Origin of the sequence: Rhizobium sp. 1399 (assembly GCF_031455475.1) — a bacterium.
GTDB lineage: Bacteria > Pseudomonadota > Alphaproteobacteria > Rhizobiales > Rhizobiaceae > Rhizobium.
On record NZ_JAVDSU010000009.1, the window covers coordinates 112,794 to 128,446 of the forward strand.

Consider the following 15,653-nt stretch of genomic DNA (forward strand, 5'->3'; position numbering starts at 1 on the left):
ACGATGTTGCGGCGCGGTAATATTTTAGATATCGCAAATATATCAAAGCGGTATCAGGCATCTCCACATGGGCAGTACCTTCCCGCAGAGCCGAAATACAGCAATGTTGCGCTCGAAAGACGCAAATTCCGATCATCACCGCCGCTGTTTCAGCTCAAGCCCGCGACAAGTCCTACCGCCCTGCTCAGCGCAGCCAGTAATACCGCGGCACACCTATGCGCGGCACAGTTTGGCCGTGATTATGATGTGGTCGATAAATTAGAAAAGAAGCCACAATAACGCCGCCAGCAACAGCGCCGCGGCGACGAACTTCAGGATCGTGACTGGAGACGGGGGAGGCTTCCTGCGCGCGACGATATATGGCTCGATGATATTCTGGAAAAAGATGTCCCGGTCTTCGGGTCGCGTGGACATCAGTTGTACGTACCGGGATATCGTGATGCCGCTTGCCTGGGCGCTGCCGCCATCGGCGTATTGGATCTCAAGGGTGCGGTCGCTCTCATTGTACTTCACCTTCCGCACCTTGTGACACTCAAAGGAAGTCCAGGTCATTGTGACATCCGAATAGAATTGTTCCTGATGTGAAAGACTATTGCTCGCTTTAGGCGATAGCCAGGCCGGCTACATAGTCATGCATGACGCTGATCTTGACAAATTGCCCATAATAGTTAGTTGCGAACAATTATTTAGCCGCAATGCCACCCGCCACCGGTTTGCAACCGGGATGTGACAGTCGTTATATCTTTTGACGGAAAGCCGGGGTAGGAGATGGAAGAAAGATCCAGGTTCGTCTCCTGCTGAGTTTGCAGCATCGGCAGCGGGCAAGTGAGAGCGGGCAGCAGGAAAATCCACTGGAGCTTGCGGATTGCAACCGACCGAAGAAAGCGCTGCTCGGGTGAAGAGCTCACCTGCTACGATACGCGATGAAGCCACAGCATTACCTCTTGATCATCTTCGTTGCGCCGCCGCTCATTGCGCTTGCGCTCGGGATTTTCATGATCGCCTCGTCATTCCACCGTGAGCCGGCGGACCCGCGTTCGACAGGAACGATCGGCGTCAAAAAAGGCGGCAGGATCGGCAATCCCGGCTACACGCTTCCGCCCCCGCAACCAGGCGGCGACTTTCAATAGAATTGCCAAAACTGTGGCCACCCCTCGCCCACCGCTGTCAGCGCTGCTTCAGCTCGCGCCGTCTCTCAGGATCTGCGCGCCAGCGGCGGCAGGGTAATGAAGGGATTGTCGGGATCGTAGCTCATCTTCGGCTTGCCCTTTCCGGCCTTGAGCAACCCTGGCGCAAGATGGCCGTTCGGGCCGAAGAGATAGGCGCTTCCCGCGCAGAGATGGGCAAGCGCGCGGTAGTCGAAATAGCGGAAGGTGCTGTCGGCAAGGAAAGCCGCCTCGTTATAGGCCTTGCCCTTGATCTCGGCGAAGCGGGTTTCGTTCATATAGGCGTAGAGCGCCTTCTTGTTGAGCGATACACCGCTGCAGAGAGTGGCGAGCGAACTGGCGAGCTTCACGACCCGCAATGTCTGGGCATCCGGGTTGTCGAGCGGCTTCATGGCCTGGGCGACGTAGTGATTCGTCGCCGGATCGTTCGTCATGGATTTCTTCCAGGAGGTCGGCATCTCCTCCGCTGCTGCCGAGTCAGCGGAAGCAAGGCCCGCAGAAGCGATCGCAAGAATTGCGGCGAATAGAGAAAATCTGAAATTATAGGTCACACCATCCCCCGTCCGGCACACCTGCCCCGCATCGTCAGCGCTGCTTCAGCTCGAGCCGGATCCTGTAAAAATTCTCTGCATCCGCCATCGCCTTCACATCGCATTGCTTCGTGCCGACGGCCACGGTGACGATATCGCGGACATCGGTGGTCAGCCAGATCGGCGCCTCGCGCGTATAGGAGCGTCCGGGAAGCGCGCGCCAGTTGACGAAGAAAATGCCCACCTCCTCGCCGGCCGCATTGAGGAAGCCTGCGACGACGCAGACCTGGTCGTCATCATCTGGGTCTTCGTTCCTGAGCGTGATTCGCGAGGTGACAGAGTTCGTCTTCGGGTCGGTGCGGAAGGCGAAGCTGTAATATTGCGGCCGCTTCCAATCCCATTTGTCCTCGACGAGTTTGCAATATCCATTCTCGACGGAGAGGCATTCCTGCGCAGCGTGAACGCGCCAGACATAGTTCTTCCATCCGTCCTCGTCGGGAACGGCGGCATGGTCGCTGGTCAGGAGGCCAAGGGCGATGGAGAGCTGTTTGAGGGTCGGCATAACAGGATGCTCGCCGGATTCGCCGCAGCGCGCAAGCCCCTGATAACAGGAGCCCGCAGGCCGGACCGGACGATCCGGCCTGCATCATCTCAATGTCTTGCAGGCACGATCAGGACAATTGACCGCGCTTGCCGGTGACCATGCGAAGCACCTGTTTCGCGCGTCCTTCGGCACCTTCGGCCGAGCGCGGATAGGCATCGCGGATATGGCGCGTGTAATACCAGCCGGGGGACGTAGCCGTGACCAGGTTTTCATACACGACCAGTGGCACGTTGAAATATCTGCGGTGGCCCTTGAGGCGAATCTCGATGTCGAGGACCCCGGTCGACGGGTCGTAGGCAACGGATTTCACGAGTTTTGACGAAAGTTCCATCGTTGCTCCTATGCTGCGTCGCACAATGGAACCCCGGTTGGGATAATAGTCAAGCCTTTGTAATGTTTCGGGACACATTACCTCATAAACCTTGCCTTACGTGAATGCCGCTCTAAAAGGCGCAGAACCCAGGCAGATTGCCGCCCTGCAGCAATTCGCCTCACCCGCTCCTTAACCCAAAATCCGTTTTCCATTGAATGCACCCGACTTCTCCAGCTATATAGGAGAAAACGCAAAATCTCGGAGACAAGCATGCGGCAGGAAGATATCGAGGAGTCCGTCGCCGAGAGTGGCTACAGGCAGATTCGCGCGGATATCATCTTCGGGCGGCTTTCGCCGGGGCAGAAGCTGAAGCTGGAAAATCTCAAAGGCGCCTATGGCACGAGCGTCAGCACGCTGCGCGAGATCCTCAACCGGCTGACCTCGGAAGGCCTCGTCGTGGCCGAAGGTCAGCGGGGGTTTGAGGTTGCCGGCGTTTCCGTCGCCGATCTCCGGGAGATCGCCGCGCTCCGGCTGCTGCTCGAGGAACATGCGCTGGAACAATCCTTCGAACAGGGGGATGTGGAATGGGAGGCGCAGCTGGTCTCCGCCCATTACAAGCTGGCGCGCATGGAAAAGGTCATGGCGACGGGCGATACAGCCCAAGCCGAGGACTGGAAGCGCTATGACTGGGAGTTTCACCAGGCGCTGATTGCCGCCTGCGGCTCGCGGCTTTTGATGGAAACGCATTCGGCCGTCTTCGACAAATATCTGCGCTATCAGATGGTGGCGCTTTCCTATCGCGGCAGCGTGGCGGAAGAGGAGCATCGGCAGCTTCTGGAGACCGCCCTCAAGCGCGACAGCAAGACCGCCAAGGAAATCCTTCAGCGCCATATTCAGGCGGGCGTCGAACATGCGCTCGGCAGGGGGCTGTTGTCCTCCCTGCCCGCGCAGGCCAGGGGATGACGGCCTGATGCGCAGCGAAAAACCCATGCCGAAGATGGCGAGCGAAGCCTCCGAGACGATCAGCGATGTCGTCTTCCGGCAGATCCGTCAGGATATCATATCCGGGGCACTCGCCCCCGGCGCCAAGATCAAGCTCGAACAGGCGAAAGAACACTATTCGATCAGCGTATCCTCGCTGCGCGAGATCCTGAGCCGTCTTGCGATGGAAAATCTCGTGCTTGCCGAGGGACAGCGCGGCTTCGAGGTAAGCCCGGCATCAGTCAAGGAGCTGGAGGAGCTTGCCGATCTCAGGACCGTGCTCGAAACCCACGCGATCGGTCTTTCCTTTGCCGCCGGAAACCTGGAATGGGAAGGCCGCATCGTCGCCGCCCACCACAAGCTGGTGGCGGCCGAGCGGAAGCTTCTGGCGGGGGACGCCTCTCGCACTGTCGACTGGGTGCGCTATGATTGGGAATTCCATCAGGCGATCGTTTCCGCCTGCAATTCCGCGACGCTGATGGCGACGCTGTCCTCGGTCTTCGACCGGTTTCTGAGGTATCACATGCTGGCGCAGAGCTTTCGCGGGCAGGCTGTGGTGGATGATCACAAGCTGCTGTTCGAGTTGGCGCTGAAGCGCGATGTCGAAGGTGCAAGGGGCGTGATCCGCAGGCATGTGCAGAGCGGTGTAGAGCATGTGTTGAAGAGTGGGCGGATTAGCTGAGGGCTGCGGCGGGGTTCACCCCGCATCCCTTGGAATCCCCTCCGGCCGCATCTGCTTCTTCAGCGCCGCAATCCGGAAGATCGCGTTCGGCGCCCCGTATCCGCGATAGGCGCGGCGCTCCACCACCTCGAAGAAGAAGCCCTCCCCGTAAGTCCCGCTATAGAGCTGGAAATATTCGCCCTCTCCATCGCGGTCATAGAGGATGTTTTCCGCCTTCAGGCGTTCGGTCAGCTCCGGCTCCAGTCCGAAGCGGGCCTCCACATCGTCGTAATAGTTCGGCGAGATCGGCAGTGGCTTGAAGCCTTTGGCGCGTAAGGCTGCGGCGGTAGCGAAGATATCCTTGGTCGAAAACGCCAGATGCTGGATGCCGGAGCCGAATTTTTCGGCGATGAAATGGCCGGCGAGCGTGCGGCGGTTTTCCGCACCGTTCATGGTGATGCGGAGTGTCCCCGCCTCGTTTTCGATCACCTGGCTGCGCACCACGCCAGCGGGATCGATGATATCGACCATGGGGGTTTTGCGGGTCTCGAAGATCGAGGTGTAGAAGAGCAGCCAGGTCAGCATCTCGTCATAGGCGACGGTCTGGGCGATGTGATCGACCTGCAGCAAGCCAGCATCTTCGGCCTCGCCCGCCTGTTCCGCCGGTTCGAAATCGATCTCGGAGAAGCGGCCGAGCGGGCTTTTCTCGTCGATGAGATAGATCAGCCCGCCGCCGACACCGCGGATCGCCGGCAGCTGCAGCTCGCCTTCAATGACGGCCTGGGTGAAGGGTTCGGCATCGAGCGCCAGCGCGCGGGCATAGGCCTCCGCCGCATCCTCGACGATAAGCGCCACCGCATAGGCGAATGTGCCGTGCACGGCATAGGCGGCATTGGCAAAACCTTCGGGATCGACATTGATGAGGATGCGGATAGTGCCCTGCTGGAAGAGCGTCACCTTCTTGGAGCGATGCACCGCGGTCTTGCGGAAGCCGAGCGCTTCCAGAATGCCGACCAGCTCCACCGCTTCCTCATCATCGGTGGCGAATTCGATGAAGCCGACGCCTTTGACGGCCGCGCGCGGGGGCATATCGATGCCGACTGGCGTCTCCACCTTGCGGCGGATCTGGTCGGCCAGATAGATCAGCGAACGGTGGCCATCGGCAGCGATCGCCCGCGTCGAGCCGCCGCGGAACTGGTCGTTGAAGATCTCCAGCGAGAAGAAGCCGTCATAGCCGGTGGAGGCCACGGCCTCGGTAAATTCCGTCACCGGCAGATCGCCCTCGCCCGGCATGTTGCGGAAATGCCTGGACCAGTAGAGCAGGTCCATATCGATCAGCGGTGCATCGGCAAGCTGCACGATGAAGATCTTTTCCTTGGGGATCGAGCGGATGGACGTGATGTCGATCTTGCGCGACAGCGAGTGGAAACTGTCGAGGATCAGCCCGACATTCTCGTGATCGGCACGGCGCACGATCTCCCAGGCATCGCGGTGGTCGTTGACATAGCGGCCCCAGGCGAGTGCCTCGTAACCCACCTTCAGCCCGCGCTTGGCCGCTCGTTCTCCCAGCTCGTGGAAATCGGCCGCTGCCCGGTCTATGCCGCCAAGGGCTGCCTGCGAGACATTGGAGCAGACGAGCACCATGTCCGTGCCGAGCTCCTGCATGATGTCGAACTTGCGCTCGGCGCGGTCGAAGGTGCGGCTGCGCAACCCCTCCGGCATGCCCTCGAAATCGCGGAAGGGCTGGAAGAGCGTGATGACAAGGCCGAGGTCGCGCGCCATGCGGCCGACATCGGCGGGGCTGCCGTCAAAGGCCAGGAAGTCGTTTTCGAAAATCTCCACGCCGTCGAAGCCGGCGCGCGCAATCGCTTCGAGTTTTTCCGGCAATTCGCCTGAGAGCGTCACCGTCGCAATCGAGGTCTTCATGGCTCGCAAATCCTCCTCGTTATCGGGCGCGATGGCTGAAACCAGCGACCCTCCTCATGGCATTATGGCAAACGTCGTTAGGATTGCAATTCAATTGATCAAATCAAAAGTCTCATATGATTTTCAAAAACTATGTTGATTTATGAGCGCCCCTCTGGCAAACATGATGTGAACAGTCGGGAGAGGATGACTGTGAGGCCGTTTTTGACGGCCGCCAAAAAGGAGGAGATTCCAATGCTGAAATCGTTGCTGACGCGGCGTGGCGCCATGCTGGGTGCCGCCGCTCTCGTGGCCGCCATCGGGCTTGCAAACCCGGCCGCCGCCGTCACCCCGGAAGAAATCAAGGCCCGCGGCAAGCTGATCGTCGGCATCCAGGGCGACAATCCGCCATGGGGCTTCGTGACCAGCGCCGGCAAGCAGGATGGCCTGGATGCCGATATCGCCACGCTCTATGCCAAGGAGCTCGGCGTCGAAGTCGAATTCGTGCCGCTGGAAGTGAACAACCGCATTCCGGCGCTGACCACCGGCCGTGTCGACGTGCTCTTCGCCACCATGGCCATGCTGCCGGATCGCGCCAAGGCCGTGCAGTTTTCCAAGCCCTATGTCGCCAATGCCATCGTGCTGATCGGCGCCAAGTCCACCTCGATCAAGACCAATGAGGATATGGCGAACCTGACGATCGGTGTCGCCAAGGGTGCCGCGCAGGATACGCAGGTAACGAAGAATGCGCCGTCCACCGCCACGATCCGCCGTTTCGATGGCGATGCAGCAAGCGTGCAGGCGCTGGCTTCCGGCCAGGTGCAGGCGCTCGGTGGCAACATCTTCTACATGGACCGCGTCGAAAAGGCCCGCCCTGGCGAGTTCGAAAACAAGCTTGAATTCCAGAAGCTCTACAACGGCGCCTGCACGCGTCTGGGCGAAAAGGAAATCAACGCCTCGATCAATACGTTCATCGACAAGATCAAGGCTAATGGCGAGCTGAAGAAGATCTACGACAAGTGGATGAAGGTTCCGGTTCCGGAATTCCCGGAAAAGCTTGAGGGCATCCCCTTCGCCGTAAACTGAGCGATCCGCTCTCTTTCATGACAGCAATAAGGGCGGGCATGCCAATGCCCGTCAACGCAACAGCCATGCCCCAACCACGGCATAAGGCCCTGCCCCGTTTGAGGTGCGCGACATGACCAGAACCATCTTCGTCCTCAATGGACCGAACCTGAACCTGCTCGGCGAGCGCGAGCCCGCCATCTACGGCTCGACCACCCTTGCCGATATCAGGCAGATGTGTCTCGCAAAGGCCGAAAGCCTCGGTTTTTCCGTCGACTTCCGCCAGACCAATTTCGAGGGCGAGCTGGTGGAAAGCGTGCATCAGGCCCGCAAGGCCGCCTGCGGCATCATCATCAATCCCGCCGGCTACAGTTTCACCTCGATCGCACTGCTCGATGCGCTGAAAACCTTCGATGCGCCGAAGATCGAGCTGCATATTTCCAATGTCCACGCCCGCGAGGAGATCTATCACAAATCCCTCGTCTCGCGCGTCGCCACCGCCATCATGATCGGCTTCGGCGCCCGCGGTTATGAGCTGGCGATCGAGGCGATGGCGGATATGGTCGGAGCGGCAAAAGCAGCATGAATTATCAACTGGATTTCACGCCCGTCATCGATGGCCTGCCGAGCCTGCTGCTCGGCTGTCTCGGCACCTTTCTTCTGGCGCTTTGCGGCATGGCCCTGGCAATCGTCATCGGCATCGGCGGCGTGGCGCTGCGGGATTCCCATATCAAGGCGCTGCGCTGGCTGGTGATCGGCTTTGTCGAGCTCATCCGCAACACGCCCTTCCTGGTGCAGATCTTCTTTCTCTTCTTCGCTTTGCCGCTGATCGGCATCCGCCTCGACCCGACACCGACGGCCATCATCGCGCTCGGCATCAATGGCGGCGCCTATGCGATCGAGATCATCAGGGGCGGTGTGCAATCCATCCCGAGCGGCCAGATGGAGGCCGGTCTGGCACTCGGCCTCCACAAGGTGCAGGTCTTCCGACTGATCATCCTGAAGCCGGCGCTGAGGGCGATCTACCCCTCGCTGACCAGCCAGTTCGTGCTTCTGACGCTGTCGACCAGCATCTGCTCGGCCATCTCGGCCTACGAGCTGACCTCGGTCGCCCAGCGCATCGAATCCGACAGTTTCCGCAGCTTCGAGGTCTATTTCACCGTGACGGTGTTCTACCTCATCATTTCCTGGCTGATGATGCGCCTCTTCGCGCTCTTCTCGGCCCGTTATTTCACCTATCCGGTCAAGTGAGAGCGCCATGGGCAGCGAAGAATTCACCTTCCTTCTGATCGGCCTGAAATGGACCGTGTTACTCTCGGCCGTCGGTTTCGTCTGCGGCTGCATCGCCGGCCTTGGCGTAGCGCTGGCGCGCACCTGCGGCATAGTGTGGGTGGAGCGGCTGACATCGGCCTATATCGCTGTCTTCCAGGGCACGCCGCTCCTGATGCAGCTTTTCGTCACCTATTACGGGCTGGCCCTCATCGGCTTCAAGCTCGATGCCTGGGAAGCGGTCGCCATCGGTCTCACGCTCCATGCCAGCGCCTATCTCGGCGAGATCTGGCGCGGCGCGATCGAGGCCGTGCCGCGCGGCCAGACGGAGGCGGCAAAGGCCCTCAGCCTCAAATATGTCTCGCGCATGAAGGATATCATCCTGCCGCAGGCGCTGCGCATCTCCCTGCCGGCGACGATCGGCTTCCTGGTGCAGCTCATCAAGGGCACGTCGCTTGCTTCCATTGTCGGCTTCACGGAGCTGACGCGGGCCGGCAACATCATCTCCAACCAGATCTTCCAGCCGCTCACCGTCTTCGGCATCGTCGGCATCCTTTATTTCCTGATGTGCTGCCCGCTGACCATTTTTGGCGCGCGCCTTGAGCGTCGCTTCAACGCCGCGCACGCGCGCTGATGCCGCGCCCTAGCGAAACGGACCAGAGACCATGACCAACGTTCCCGCCCCATCATCTGAAACCATGATCACCATGAGCCACGTGGAGAAATGGTACGGCGCCTTCCAGGCCCTGCACGATATCAATATCGATGTGCACCGGGGCGAGCGCATCGTGCTCTGCGGCCCCTCGGGCAGCGGAAAATCGACGCTCATCCGCTGCATCAACCATCTGGAGACCTACGAGAAGGGCGAGATCCGCGTTGGCGGCATCCTGCTCGGCAATCAGGCGAAGGCGATCGACGCGATCAGGCGCGAGGTCGGGATGGTCTTCCAGCAGTTCAACCTCTTCCCGCATCTGACCGTGCTCCAGAACTGCATGCTGGCGCCGATGCGCGCCCTTGGCGTCACCAAGGCCGAAGCCGAGGACTGCGCCCGCACCCTGCTTGCCCGCGTCAAGATCTCCGAACAGGCCGATAAATATCCGGTGCAGCTCTCGGGCGGCCAGCAGCAGCGCGTGGCGATTGCGCGTGCGCTCTGCATGCGCCCAAAGGTGATGCTCTTCGACGAACCGACCTCCGCGCTCGACCCCGAGATGGTCAAGGAAGTGCTGGATACGATGATCAGCCTTGCCGAGGAAGGCATGACGATGATCTGCGTGACCCATGAAATGGGCTTTGCCCGCCAGGTTGCCAACCGGGTGATCTTCATGGCAAGCGGCGCGATCGTCGAGGAGGCGGCACCGGCCGAATTCTTCACCAATCCCCGCCATGAGCGCACCCGCAAATTCCTCGGCGAAATCCTGCGCAACTAGGATCTGAAGGAGTTTCAATGTCGGATCTTTCGCGCACACGCCCCCTCGACATAGCCGTCATGGGCGCCGGGCTGATCGGCAAGCGCCACATCGAAGGCGTATTGGCCGAGCCGCGCACCCGGCTTGCCGCCATCATCGACCCCTCGCCCGCCGCCCGCGACGAGGCCGGCGCCAATGGCCTGCCCTGGTTTGCAAGCCTCGCCGAGGCGCTGGCAAACACCCGGCCCGATGGCGTGATCGTCGCGACACCCAACCAGCTGCATGTGGCAAACGCGCTGGATGTGGTAGCCGCCGGCATCCCCGTCCTCATCGAAAAGCCTGTTGCCGATGATGCAGAGGCCGCGGCAGGTCTCGTGCGCCGCGCCGAAGCATCAGGCGTGCCCATCCTCGTCGGCCACCACCGCCGCCACAACCCCATTATCCGGCAGGCCAAGCGCCTGATCGAAAGCGGCCGCCTCGGCCGCATCCGCTCCGTTCACGGTAGCTTCTGGGTCGCCAAGCCCGATGATTATTTCGAGGTGACATGGCGCCGCGAACCGGGCGCCGGGCCGATCTTCATCAACCTCATCCATGATGTCGATCTCTTCCGCCATCTGCTCGGCGAAGTCGAAAGCGTGCATGCGATGGAATCCAATGCCGCGCGCGGCCATGCGGTCGAAGACACCGCCGTCGTACTGCTGCGTTTCGTAAGCGGCGCGCTCGCCACCCTCAGCGCCTCCGATGCCGTGCCCTCGCCCTGGAGCTGGGAGCGCACCTCGGGCGAAAACCCCGGCTTTCCGCAGGAAGACCAGTTCTGCTACCAGATAGGCGGCACTAAGGGCGCGCTGACGATCCCCGATCTCACCCTCTGGACCAATACCGGCCGCCCCGACTGGCGCGAGAAGCTGACCGAGGAACGCCTGCCCGTCACACCGGCCGATCCGCTCACCCTGCAGCTCCAGCATTTCTGCGATGTCATCGAAGGCACGGCCACGCCCCTCGTCAGCGGCCGTGAAGGGCTCGCGACACTTGAGGTCATCGAGGCGATCAAGGCATCCGCGAGCACGGGAAGGACTATATTCCTAAAAGGCGAAACCCCATGATTAGCGGCACCACAAGGCTGATCGCCCATCTCGGCTACCCGACGGAAAGCTTCAAGGCGCCGCTGATCTACAATCCCTATTTCGAGGAACAGGGCATAGACGCCGTCGTCGTGCCGATGGGCTGCAAACCGCAGCATTACCCTGACTTCCTGAAGCTCGTCTTCCGCCTGTCGAACATCCACGGCGCCCTCATCACCATGCCGCACAAGATCACCACGATGGGCCTGCTGGACGAGATCTCCACCAATGCCCGCGTCGCCGGCTCCTGCAACGCCGTCAAGCTCGGCCCCGACGGCAGGCTGATCGGCGACATGTTCGACGGCGAAGGTTTCGTGCGCGGCCTCAAGCGCAAAGGCCAGACTATATCAGGCGCCAAAGCCCTCCTCATCGGCGCCGGCGGCGTCGGCTCGGCCATCGCCGCCTCGCTCGCCTCCGCCGCCATCGGCCACCTCGCCCTCCACGACGACAACGAGACGGCCCTGGAAGGCCTGAAAAAACGCCTCAACACCTACTACCCCGCAACGAGGGTCACCACCGGCTCCAACGACCCCGATGGATTCGACATCGTCATCAACGCCACGCCGCTCGGCATGCGCAAGGATGATCCGCTGCCGCTGGATGTGACCCGGCTTTCGGCCGGTACCTTCGTGGGTGAAGTGGTGATGAAGGAGGAGATCACGCCGTTTCTGGCGGCAGCGCGGGAGCGAGGGTGCAGGTATCAGGTGGGGACGGATATGCTGTTTGAGCAGATACCGGCTTATCTGGAGTTTTTTGGGTTTGCGACGACCACGGCGGAGCATTTGAGAAGGGTGGCGAGGTTGTAGGGGCGAGATAACAACAGCGCCGTTCCCCCCAAGCGAGAAAGCCGACTTGCGAAAGCAGTATAGTATATATCCACGCCGCGCCTGTACTGTCTCAAGCTCAGCTCTTGTCGAACTCAAGCCAAACCGCGTTTCTCGCACCCAATGTCTCCAACATCGATTTCAGCTTGGGCCGGTCGCCGAAAGGCCCGGTAGGGACTTTCCGTTTGTCCCCTATATTGCATTCGAGCACACGCTCAAAGAATTCAGAAGAACTGAAGGCCGGCGAAGCAGCTTTCAGGACGTCCTCAGACCGAATTACGTCAATCCCCGAGACATCATAAATCCAGACGACAGAGCCTTTCTTCGTCACCATATTCATGCGGCGGCACTGCTCCCCCAAATCACGCAAGCTCAACTTGTCACGACGTTTGGCTTGGATAAGTATGCCCTTAGAGGTCTGATGACCGATTTTATCTTCAACCGACATCGCAATATAAAGGTCGGTCCCCATCGGCCTTTCCAAGCTCTTAGCTCCGTGTGAGGTGATGGTTTCGCTGATAACGCTAACTTTATAACCTGCTAGAAACGCACCGTCGAAGCGATCCTCGAGACGTTGACCTATACGGGAGGTGATGTCCGGCTCCTCTACGAGCCCAGTCATCCGATCACGTACAAGTTCGTCCAAAGACTTCCCAATTGTCTGCGCTATTGCTCTTCTGGCTTCTATACTGTTGATCATAACCCCTCTCAAATTTTTGAATGGATACATTGCTCTAGGGAAATAGATCAGATGCCGAGCAAACATGCCGAAACGGTCCAGTGCGTCGACACCGGCGAAGCCCGCTTGGACTGAGAGCCTACAGGCTGCCTCGGCTGGAAAGTGCAAGGAGTGGAGATTGGGGCCGGTCCGCCATCCGGCCGCACTCATAAGCGAATATTCATTTACGCTCGCCTGCGACCGCTCCAGCTATGGATCAACTAGTCCGAGATTGACTGCGCAGACATTCGACCGCCGCTTCAAGCAGCTTTTCATCGGGCATTACTGAGCCCCATTCCTTCCAGAAGTCTCGAGTGGCGCTGTCAGGTTTCACCTCTGGTTGATCGAGTTTGATCCTGGTCGGTAAAAGGACGGCGTCTCCCAATAGCAACGCCTCACCGGTATCGAGCAGTGGCAGCATGGCAGTAAGGCCAACAAGGGAATCCGGCATTAATCTCTTTATGACGTTCTGGTCACTGTCGTTGGTCAGCCTTAGGGCGAGAAAGTTATTACACTGAGAAAGGATAGTCCTGCTGACGTCGGAGGGCCTTTGACTCACCACGAGCAATGAAAATCCATATTTTCTTCCCTCTTTCGCGATGCGCTCGAATGACCATAGCGCCTGTCTTTGAACTGAATCAGCATCATCCTTGACCGGAAGATATAAATGCGCTTCATCGCACAGAAGCGTGACTGGCGTCCGAGCATCTGCGTTCATCCAAAATTGAACATCATAAAGAAGACGGGCTAGCGTTCCTGTAACGACTGGTAGTACATCGGCAGGAACCTCCGAGAAATCGATTACCTTTATCCCATTTCCAGAATTCGCGCGCAAAAGTTTGACTATCTGTTTGGCGAGCCAGTCGTAGTTCAAGGCCTCCTTCGGTGGTGTAAACATAAACCCATAGCGGCGATCTTCCAATTTCGCCTCAAGGCGAGAGATGAAGCGCGTAAGCTTGTTCTCCCATTCGCCGTTGACGGGCTTACCAGTAGACGCGGATGTGCCCTTGGCAGTGTTGTCCTCCTTGAGCCTATCGACAAGCTCGGCGATTTTGTATGGAATCGGAGAGTCAACGGTGAAGGTCTCCCTCACCTTGGGTTTGCCCGACGCGTCTAGCGTTGCTCCCTTCAACTCACGGACATGAAGGGTGAAGCGGGAGGCCTGGTTGGGAGCGTTTTGATCGCTGCGATCCAAAATCATGGATAGCATTTCATCGCGGTTTAATAGCCAGTATGGCAAGAACAGCGTGTCATCCTTCGGCGCGGCGAGGTCCCCAGGGCCGGCGATGCGGAAGCGTTGCGCGAAGCCGCCCTTACTCTTATCCGCTAATGGCTTGTATTCACCGTGCATGTCGAAAACGACGATGTTCGGATAATTGAGCTTGGCTGCTCTTTCAAGAATGAGTGCGACCGCCCAGCTTTTTCCGGAACCGGTACTTCCTAAAACGGCCGCGTGCCTTTGAAAAAATCGATCTCCGCTTGCGATTGCGTCGGCACTTCGGTCTGCGACAAACGTCCCGAGTTTCAATCTCTCGTCTTCCGGAAAACCAGCCCCGAGTATGCCCATGAAACGTTGGAGATTCCCGCCCTCGATGACAAAACAGTCCCGATCAATCTGAGGGAAGCTGTCCGCACCGCGTTTGAACGTGTCAGCTTTATCCCCATCCACCGTGCGATACGTACCAATGACGAAAGCCTGCATGTGATCTGCTGGCGAAACCGTAAGGGGCGCAAATTCACCGCCCTCTGGATCGGGAAGCTCCTCACGAAGTGAACGAGTCACTCGATCGGTCATCGCAATCAAAAATTCCGCCTGCGTTGCACCTTTGATGGCAATTAGCTGCCCGATCCCGACGCGAGTTAGCATTTCGGAGTTTGTGACGTCTATTGCAACGCGACTGGTATCGACACCAGCGACACGACCGATCTGATCATTCTCGATAAATTCGAGCGCTACACTTGTCATGCCGACAAAACTCCTTTCACAAATCCCTCCAGATCCCAATAATTGACGTCAGGATAAAATACCTCAGTTCCATCAACCACGATGTTTGCCCCTTTTACTCCTGCCGACTCGTGAAATTCGATGGCGACTACATTTTTGTTTTCCACCGACATTTTTTTAGCTTTCGGAGAAAGGGCATAGGTCAATATCACAGTCTTAACACCCGATTTGATACGCGGCGTGAGATGGGTCTCAAGGTGGTCGTCGTTGAACCCGTAGCCGACAATGAGGAACCTTCTTGCCTTGTCGATGGCGTCATTCGCTCTCTCACGATTTTTATCGAAAGGGCTTTCGTAGCCATTTCTGAACTTATTCAATCCTGGCGTGATTATGAGGCGTGGAAGCGGCAGCGCTCCGGCATAGCGAACGGGGTTGCCCTCCCGATGATACCAATCAAGACTTCCGTGCGGTTTGAACACGTTTGCCTTTGCCGCGAACTTATAGCGCACAGTCCTGCCCACTAATTTCGCGCCACGGCAGAAGCTCCAATAGCTTTCGTGGGGCTCCAGCTTCGCTGCAAATTGGCCACTAAACATGGTATCGACGCCCAGCCCCGCTTCCTCGCATGCAAGTTCTACGAGCCGGTCGTAATTCGTCGTCACAATTGGAATGCCAATATCCGGCTTGAGCAAATGCGGGACGAGCTTTGTGAGACGGAGCGTTTTGGCCTTATTGAAGACTTCCGCAATAATACTTGCCTCGGCCGCGGCAATGAATTCACCCGTACTCTGTACAATAGCGGCTTCCAGTGATGGCGTAGGTGCATGCTTTAAAAGTGCGGCCTCAAGCCCTTCGGTTTCGATGAGAGGGTGAATTTGCTCCCACAGTTTGTTGTCGTCAGGGGAAAGACTAGCGGGAATGTGTGCAACGAGGTGGACGCCTAGCGCTCCCATACCGGGTACGCCTTCGGCACAAGAAAGCCCCGAACCGATTACCAGAACGAGGCCATCGCCAAGGTGCCCCTGCAACTGCTTTTTTAACGCACTTAGCTCCACCGACCTGCCACTTGTATGCGCTACTGCCTTCAACCTTAAGGTTTAACTAGAAATAATTCGAGATGGCAATGGGGCACCCCATTTTGATGT

General features: G+C 58.8%; 18 protein-coding genes. 10 read left to right on the forward strand and 8 right to left on the reverse strand.

All coding sequences use genetic code 11. The annotated features are described in order from the left end of the window. Window positions 1–258 precede the first annotated feature (258 nt). Entirely contained in the window at window positions 259–552 is a 294-nt protein-coding gene (locus J2X71_RS25385) for a hypothetical protein (RefSeq protein ID WP_310386400.1), read from the reverse strand. Between the two features lie 371 nt (window positions 553–923). Here J2X71_RS25385 and J2X71_RS25390 point away from each other — a divergent pair, with 371 nt between their 5' ends. After that, on the forward strand, window positions 924–1,130 hold the full coding sequence (locus tag J2X71_RS25390; protein ID WP_310386402.1) for a hypothetical protein: 207 nt from the start codon (window positions 924–926) through the stop codon (window positions 1,128–1,130). Window positions 1,131–1,195: 65 nt separating this feature from the next. Here the strand turns inward: J2X71_RS25390 and J2X71_RS25395 are convergent, their stop codons facing one another. The 3 genes from J2X71_RS25395 to J2X71_RS25405 form a co-directional block, all read right to left on the reverse strand. Beyond that, the gene (locus tag J2X71_RS25395; protein ID WP_310386404.1) at window positions 1,196–1,600 is read right to left on the reverse strand and encodes a hypothetical protein; all 405 of its coding nucleotides are present in this window, start codon (window positions 1,598–1,600) and stop codon (window positions 1,196–1,198) included. A gap of 151 nt (window positions 1,601–1,751) precedes the next feature. After that, window positions 1,752–2,258 (reverse strand): hypothetical protein, encoded by a 507-nt coding sequence (locus J2X71_RS25400; protein ID WP_310386406.1) that lies wholly within the window; start codon window positions 2,256–2,258, stop codon window positions 1,752–1,754. 109 nt (window positions 2,259–2,367) lie between these two features. Next, window positions 2,368–2,631 (reverse strand): KTSC domain-containing protein, encoded by a 264-nt coding sequence (locus J2X71_RS25405; protein ID WP_113324682.1) that lies wholly within the window; start codon window positions 2,629–2,631, stop codon window positions 2,368–2,370. Between the two features lie 252 nt (window positions 2,632–2,883). Between J2X71_RS25405 and J2X71_RS25410 the strand changes: the two genes are divergently transcribed. Both J2X71_RS25410 and J2X71_RS25415 read left to right on the forward strand, forming a co-directional pair. Then, window positions 2,884–3,576, forward strand: a complete 693-nt coding sequence (locus J2X71_RS25410; protein ID WP_113324683.1) for a GntR family transcriptional regulator — start codon at window positions 2,884–2,886, stop codon at window positions 3,574–3,576. A 7-nt stretch (window positions 3,577–3,583) separates the two neighbouring features. After that, the gene (locus J2X71_RS25415; protein ID WP_310386409.1) at window positions 3,584–4,276 is read left to right on the forward strand and encodes a GntR family transcriptional regulator; all 693 of its coding nucleotides are present in this window, start codon (window positions 3,584–3,586) and stop codon (window positions 4,274–4,276) included. Window positions 4,277–4,291: 15 nt separating this feature from the next. On the opposite strand, the gene J2X71_RS25420 is transcribed toward J2X71_RS25415, so the two are convergent. Then, window positions 4,292–6,181: a TIM barrel protein gene (locus tag J2X71_RS25420; protein ID WP_310386411.1), complete on the reverse strand. Its 1,890-nt coding sequence runs from the start codon at window positions 6,179–6,181 to the stop codon at window positions 4,292–4,294. Between the two features lie 234 nt (window positions 6,182–6,415). On the opposite strand from J2X71_RS25420, the gene J2X71_RS25425 reads away from it, so the two are divergent. From J2X71_RS25425 to J2X71_RS25455, 7 genes are all read left to right on the forward strand, one after another. Next, complete coding sequence (locus J2X71_RS25425; protein WP_113324685.1) at window positions 6,416–7,246, forward strand: transporter substrate-binding domain-containing protein; 831 nt, start codon at window positions 6,416–6,418, stop codon at window positions 7,244–7,246. A 112-nt stretch (window positions 7,247–7,358) separates the two neighbouring features. Then, window positions 7,359–7,811 (forward strand): type II 3-dehydroquinate dehydratase, encoded by a 453-nt coding sequence (aroQ, locus tag J2X71_RS25430; RefSeq protein ID WP_310386414.1) that lies wholly within the window; start codon window positions 7,359–7,361, stop codon window positions 7,809–7,811. After that, window positions 7,808–8,476: an amino acid ABC transporter permease gene (locus tag J2X71_RS25435; RefSeq protein WP_310386416.1), complete on the forward strand. Its 669-nt coding sequence runs from the start codon at window positions 7,808–7,810 to the stop codon at window positions 8,474–8,476. The genes aroQ and J2X71_RS25435 overlap by 4 nt, the downstream gene beginning before the upstream one ends. A 7-nt stretch (window positions 8,477–8,483) precedes the next feature. Then, window positions 8,484–9,128 (forward strand): amino acid ABC transporter permease, encoded by a 645-nt coding sequence (locus J2X71_RS25440; RefSeq protein ID WP_310386418.1) that lies wholly within the window; start codon window positions 8,484–8,486, stop codon window positions 9,126–9,128. 64 nt (window positions 9,129–9,192) lie between these two features. Beyond that, window positions 9,193–9,921: an amino acid ABC transporter ATP-binding protein gene (locus J2X71_RS25445; protein WP_405049758.1), complete on the forward strand. Its 729-nt coding sequence runs from the start codon at window positions 9,193–9,195 to the stop codon at window positions 9,919–9,921. A 17-nt stretch (window positions 9,922–9,938) separates the two neighbouring features. After that, window positions 9,939–11,003: a Gfo/Idh/MocA family oxidoreductase gene (locus tag J2X71_RS25450; protein ID WP_310386422.1), complete on the forward strand. Its 1,065-nt coding sequence runs from the start codon at window positions 9,939–9,941 to the stop codon at window positions 11,001–11,003. Beyond that, window positions 11,000–11,827, forward strand: a complete 828-nt coding sequence (locus J2X71_RS25455; protein ID WP_310386424.1) for a ThiF family adenylyltransferase — start codon at window positions 11,000–11,002, stop codon at window positions 11,825–11,827. Before J2X71_RS25450 ends, J2X71_RS25455 begins: the two co-directional genes overlap by 4 nt. 97 nt (window positions 11,828–11,924) lie before the next feature. Here the strand turns inward: J2X71_RS25455 and J2X71_RS25460 are convergent, their stop codons facing one another. The 3 genes from J2X71_RS25460 to J2X71_RS25470 all read right to left on the reverse strand — a co-directional run bounded on the left by J2X71_RS25460 (window position 11,925) and on the right by J2X71_RS25470 (window position 15,563). Further along, complete coding sequence (locus J2X71_RS25460) at window positions 11,925–12,545, reverse strand: hypothetical protein (protein WP_310386426.1); 621 nt, start codon at window positions 12,543–12,545, stop codon at window positions 11,925–11,927. A 235-nt stretch (window positions 12,546–12,780) separates the two neighbouring features. After that, window positions 12,781–14,529, reverse strand: a complete 1,749-nt coding sequence (locus J2X71_RS25465) for an ATP-binding protein (RefSeq protein WP_310386428.1) — start codon at window positions 14,527–14,529, stop codon at window positions 12,781–12,783. Then, window positions 14,526–15,563: an SIR2 family protein gene (locus J2X71_RS25470; RefSeq protein ID WP_310386430.1), complete on the reverse strand. Its 1,038-nt coding sequence runs from the start codon at window positions 15,561–15,563 to the stop codon at window positions 14,526–14,528. Before J2X71_RS25470 ends, J2X71_RS25465 begins: the two co-directional genes overlap by 4 nt. Window positions 15,564–15,653 lie beyond the last annotated feature (90 nt).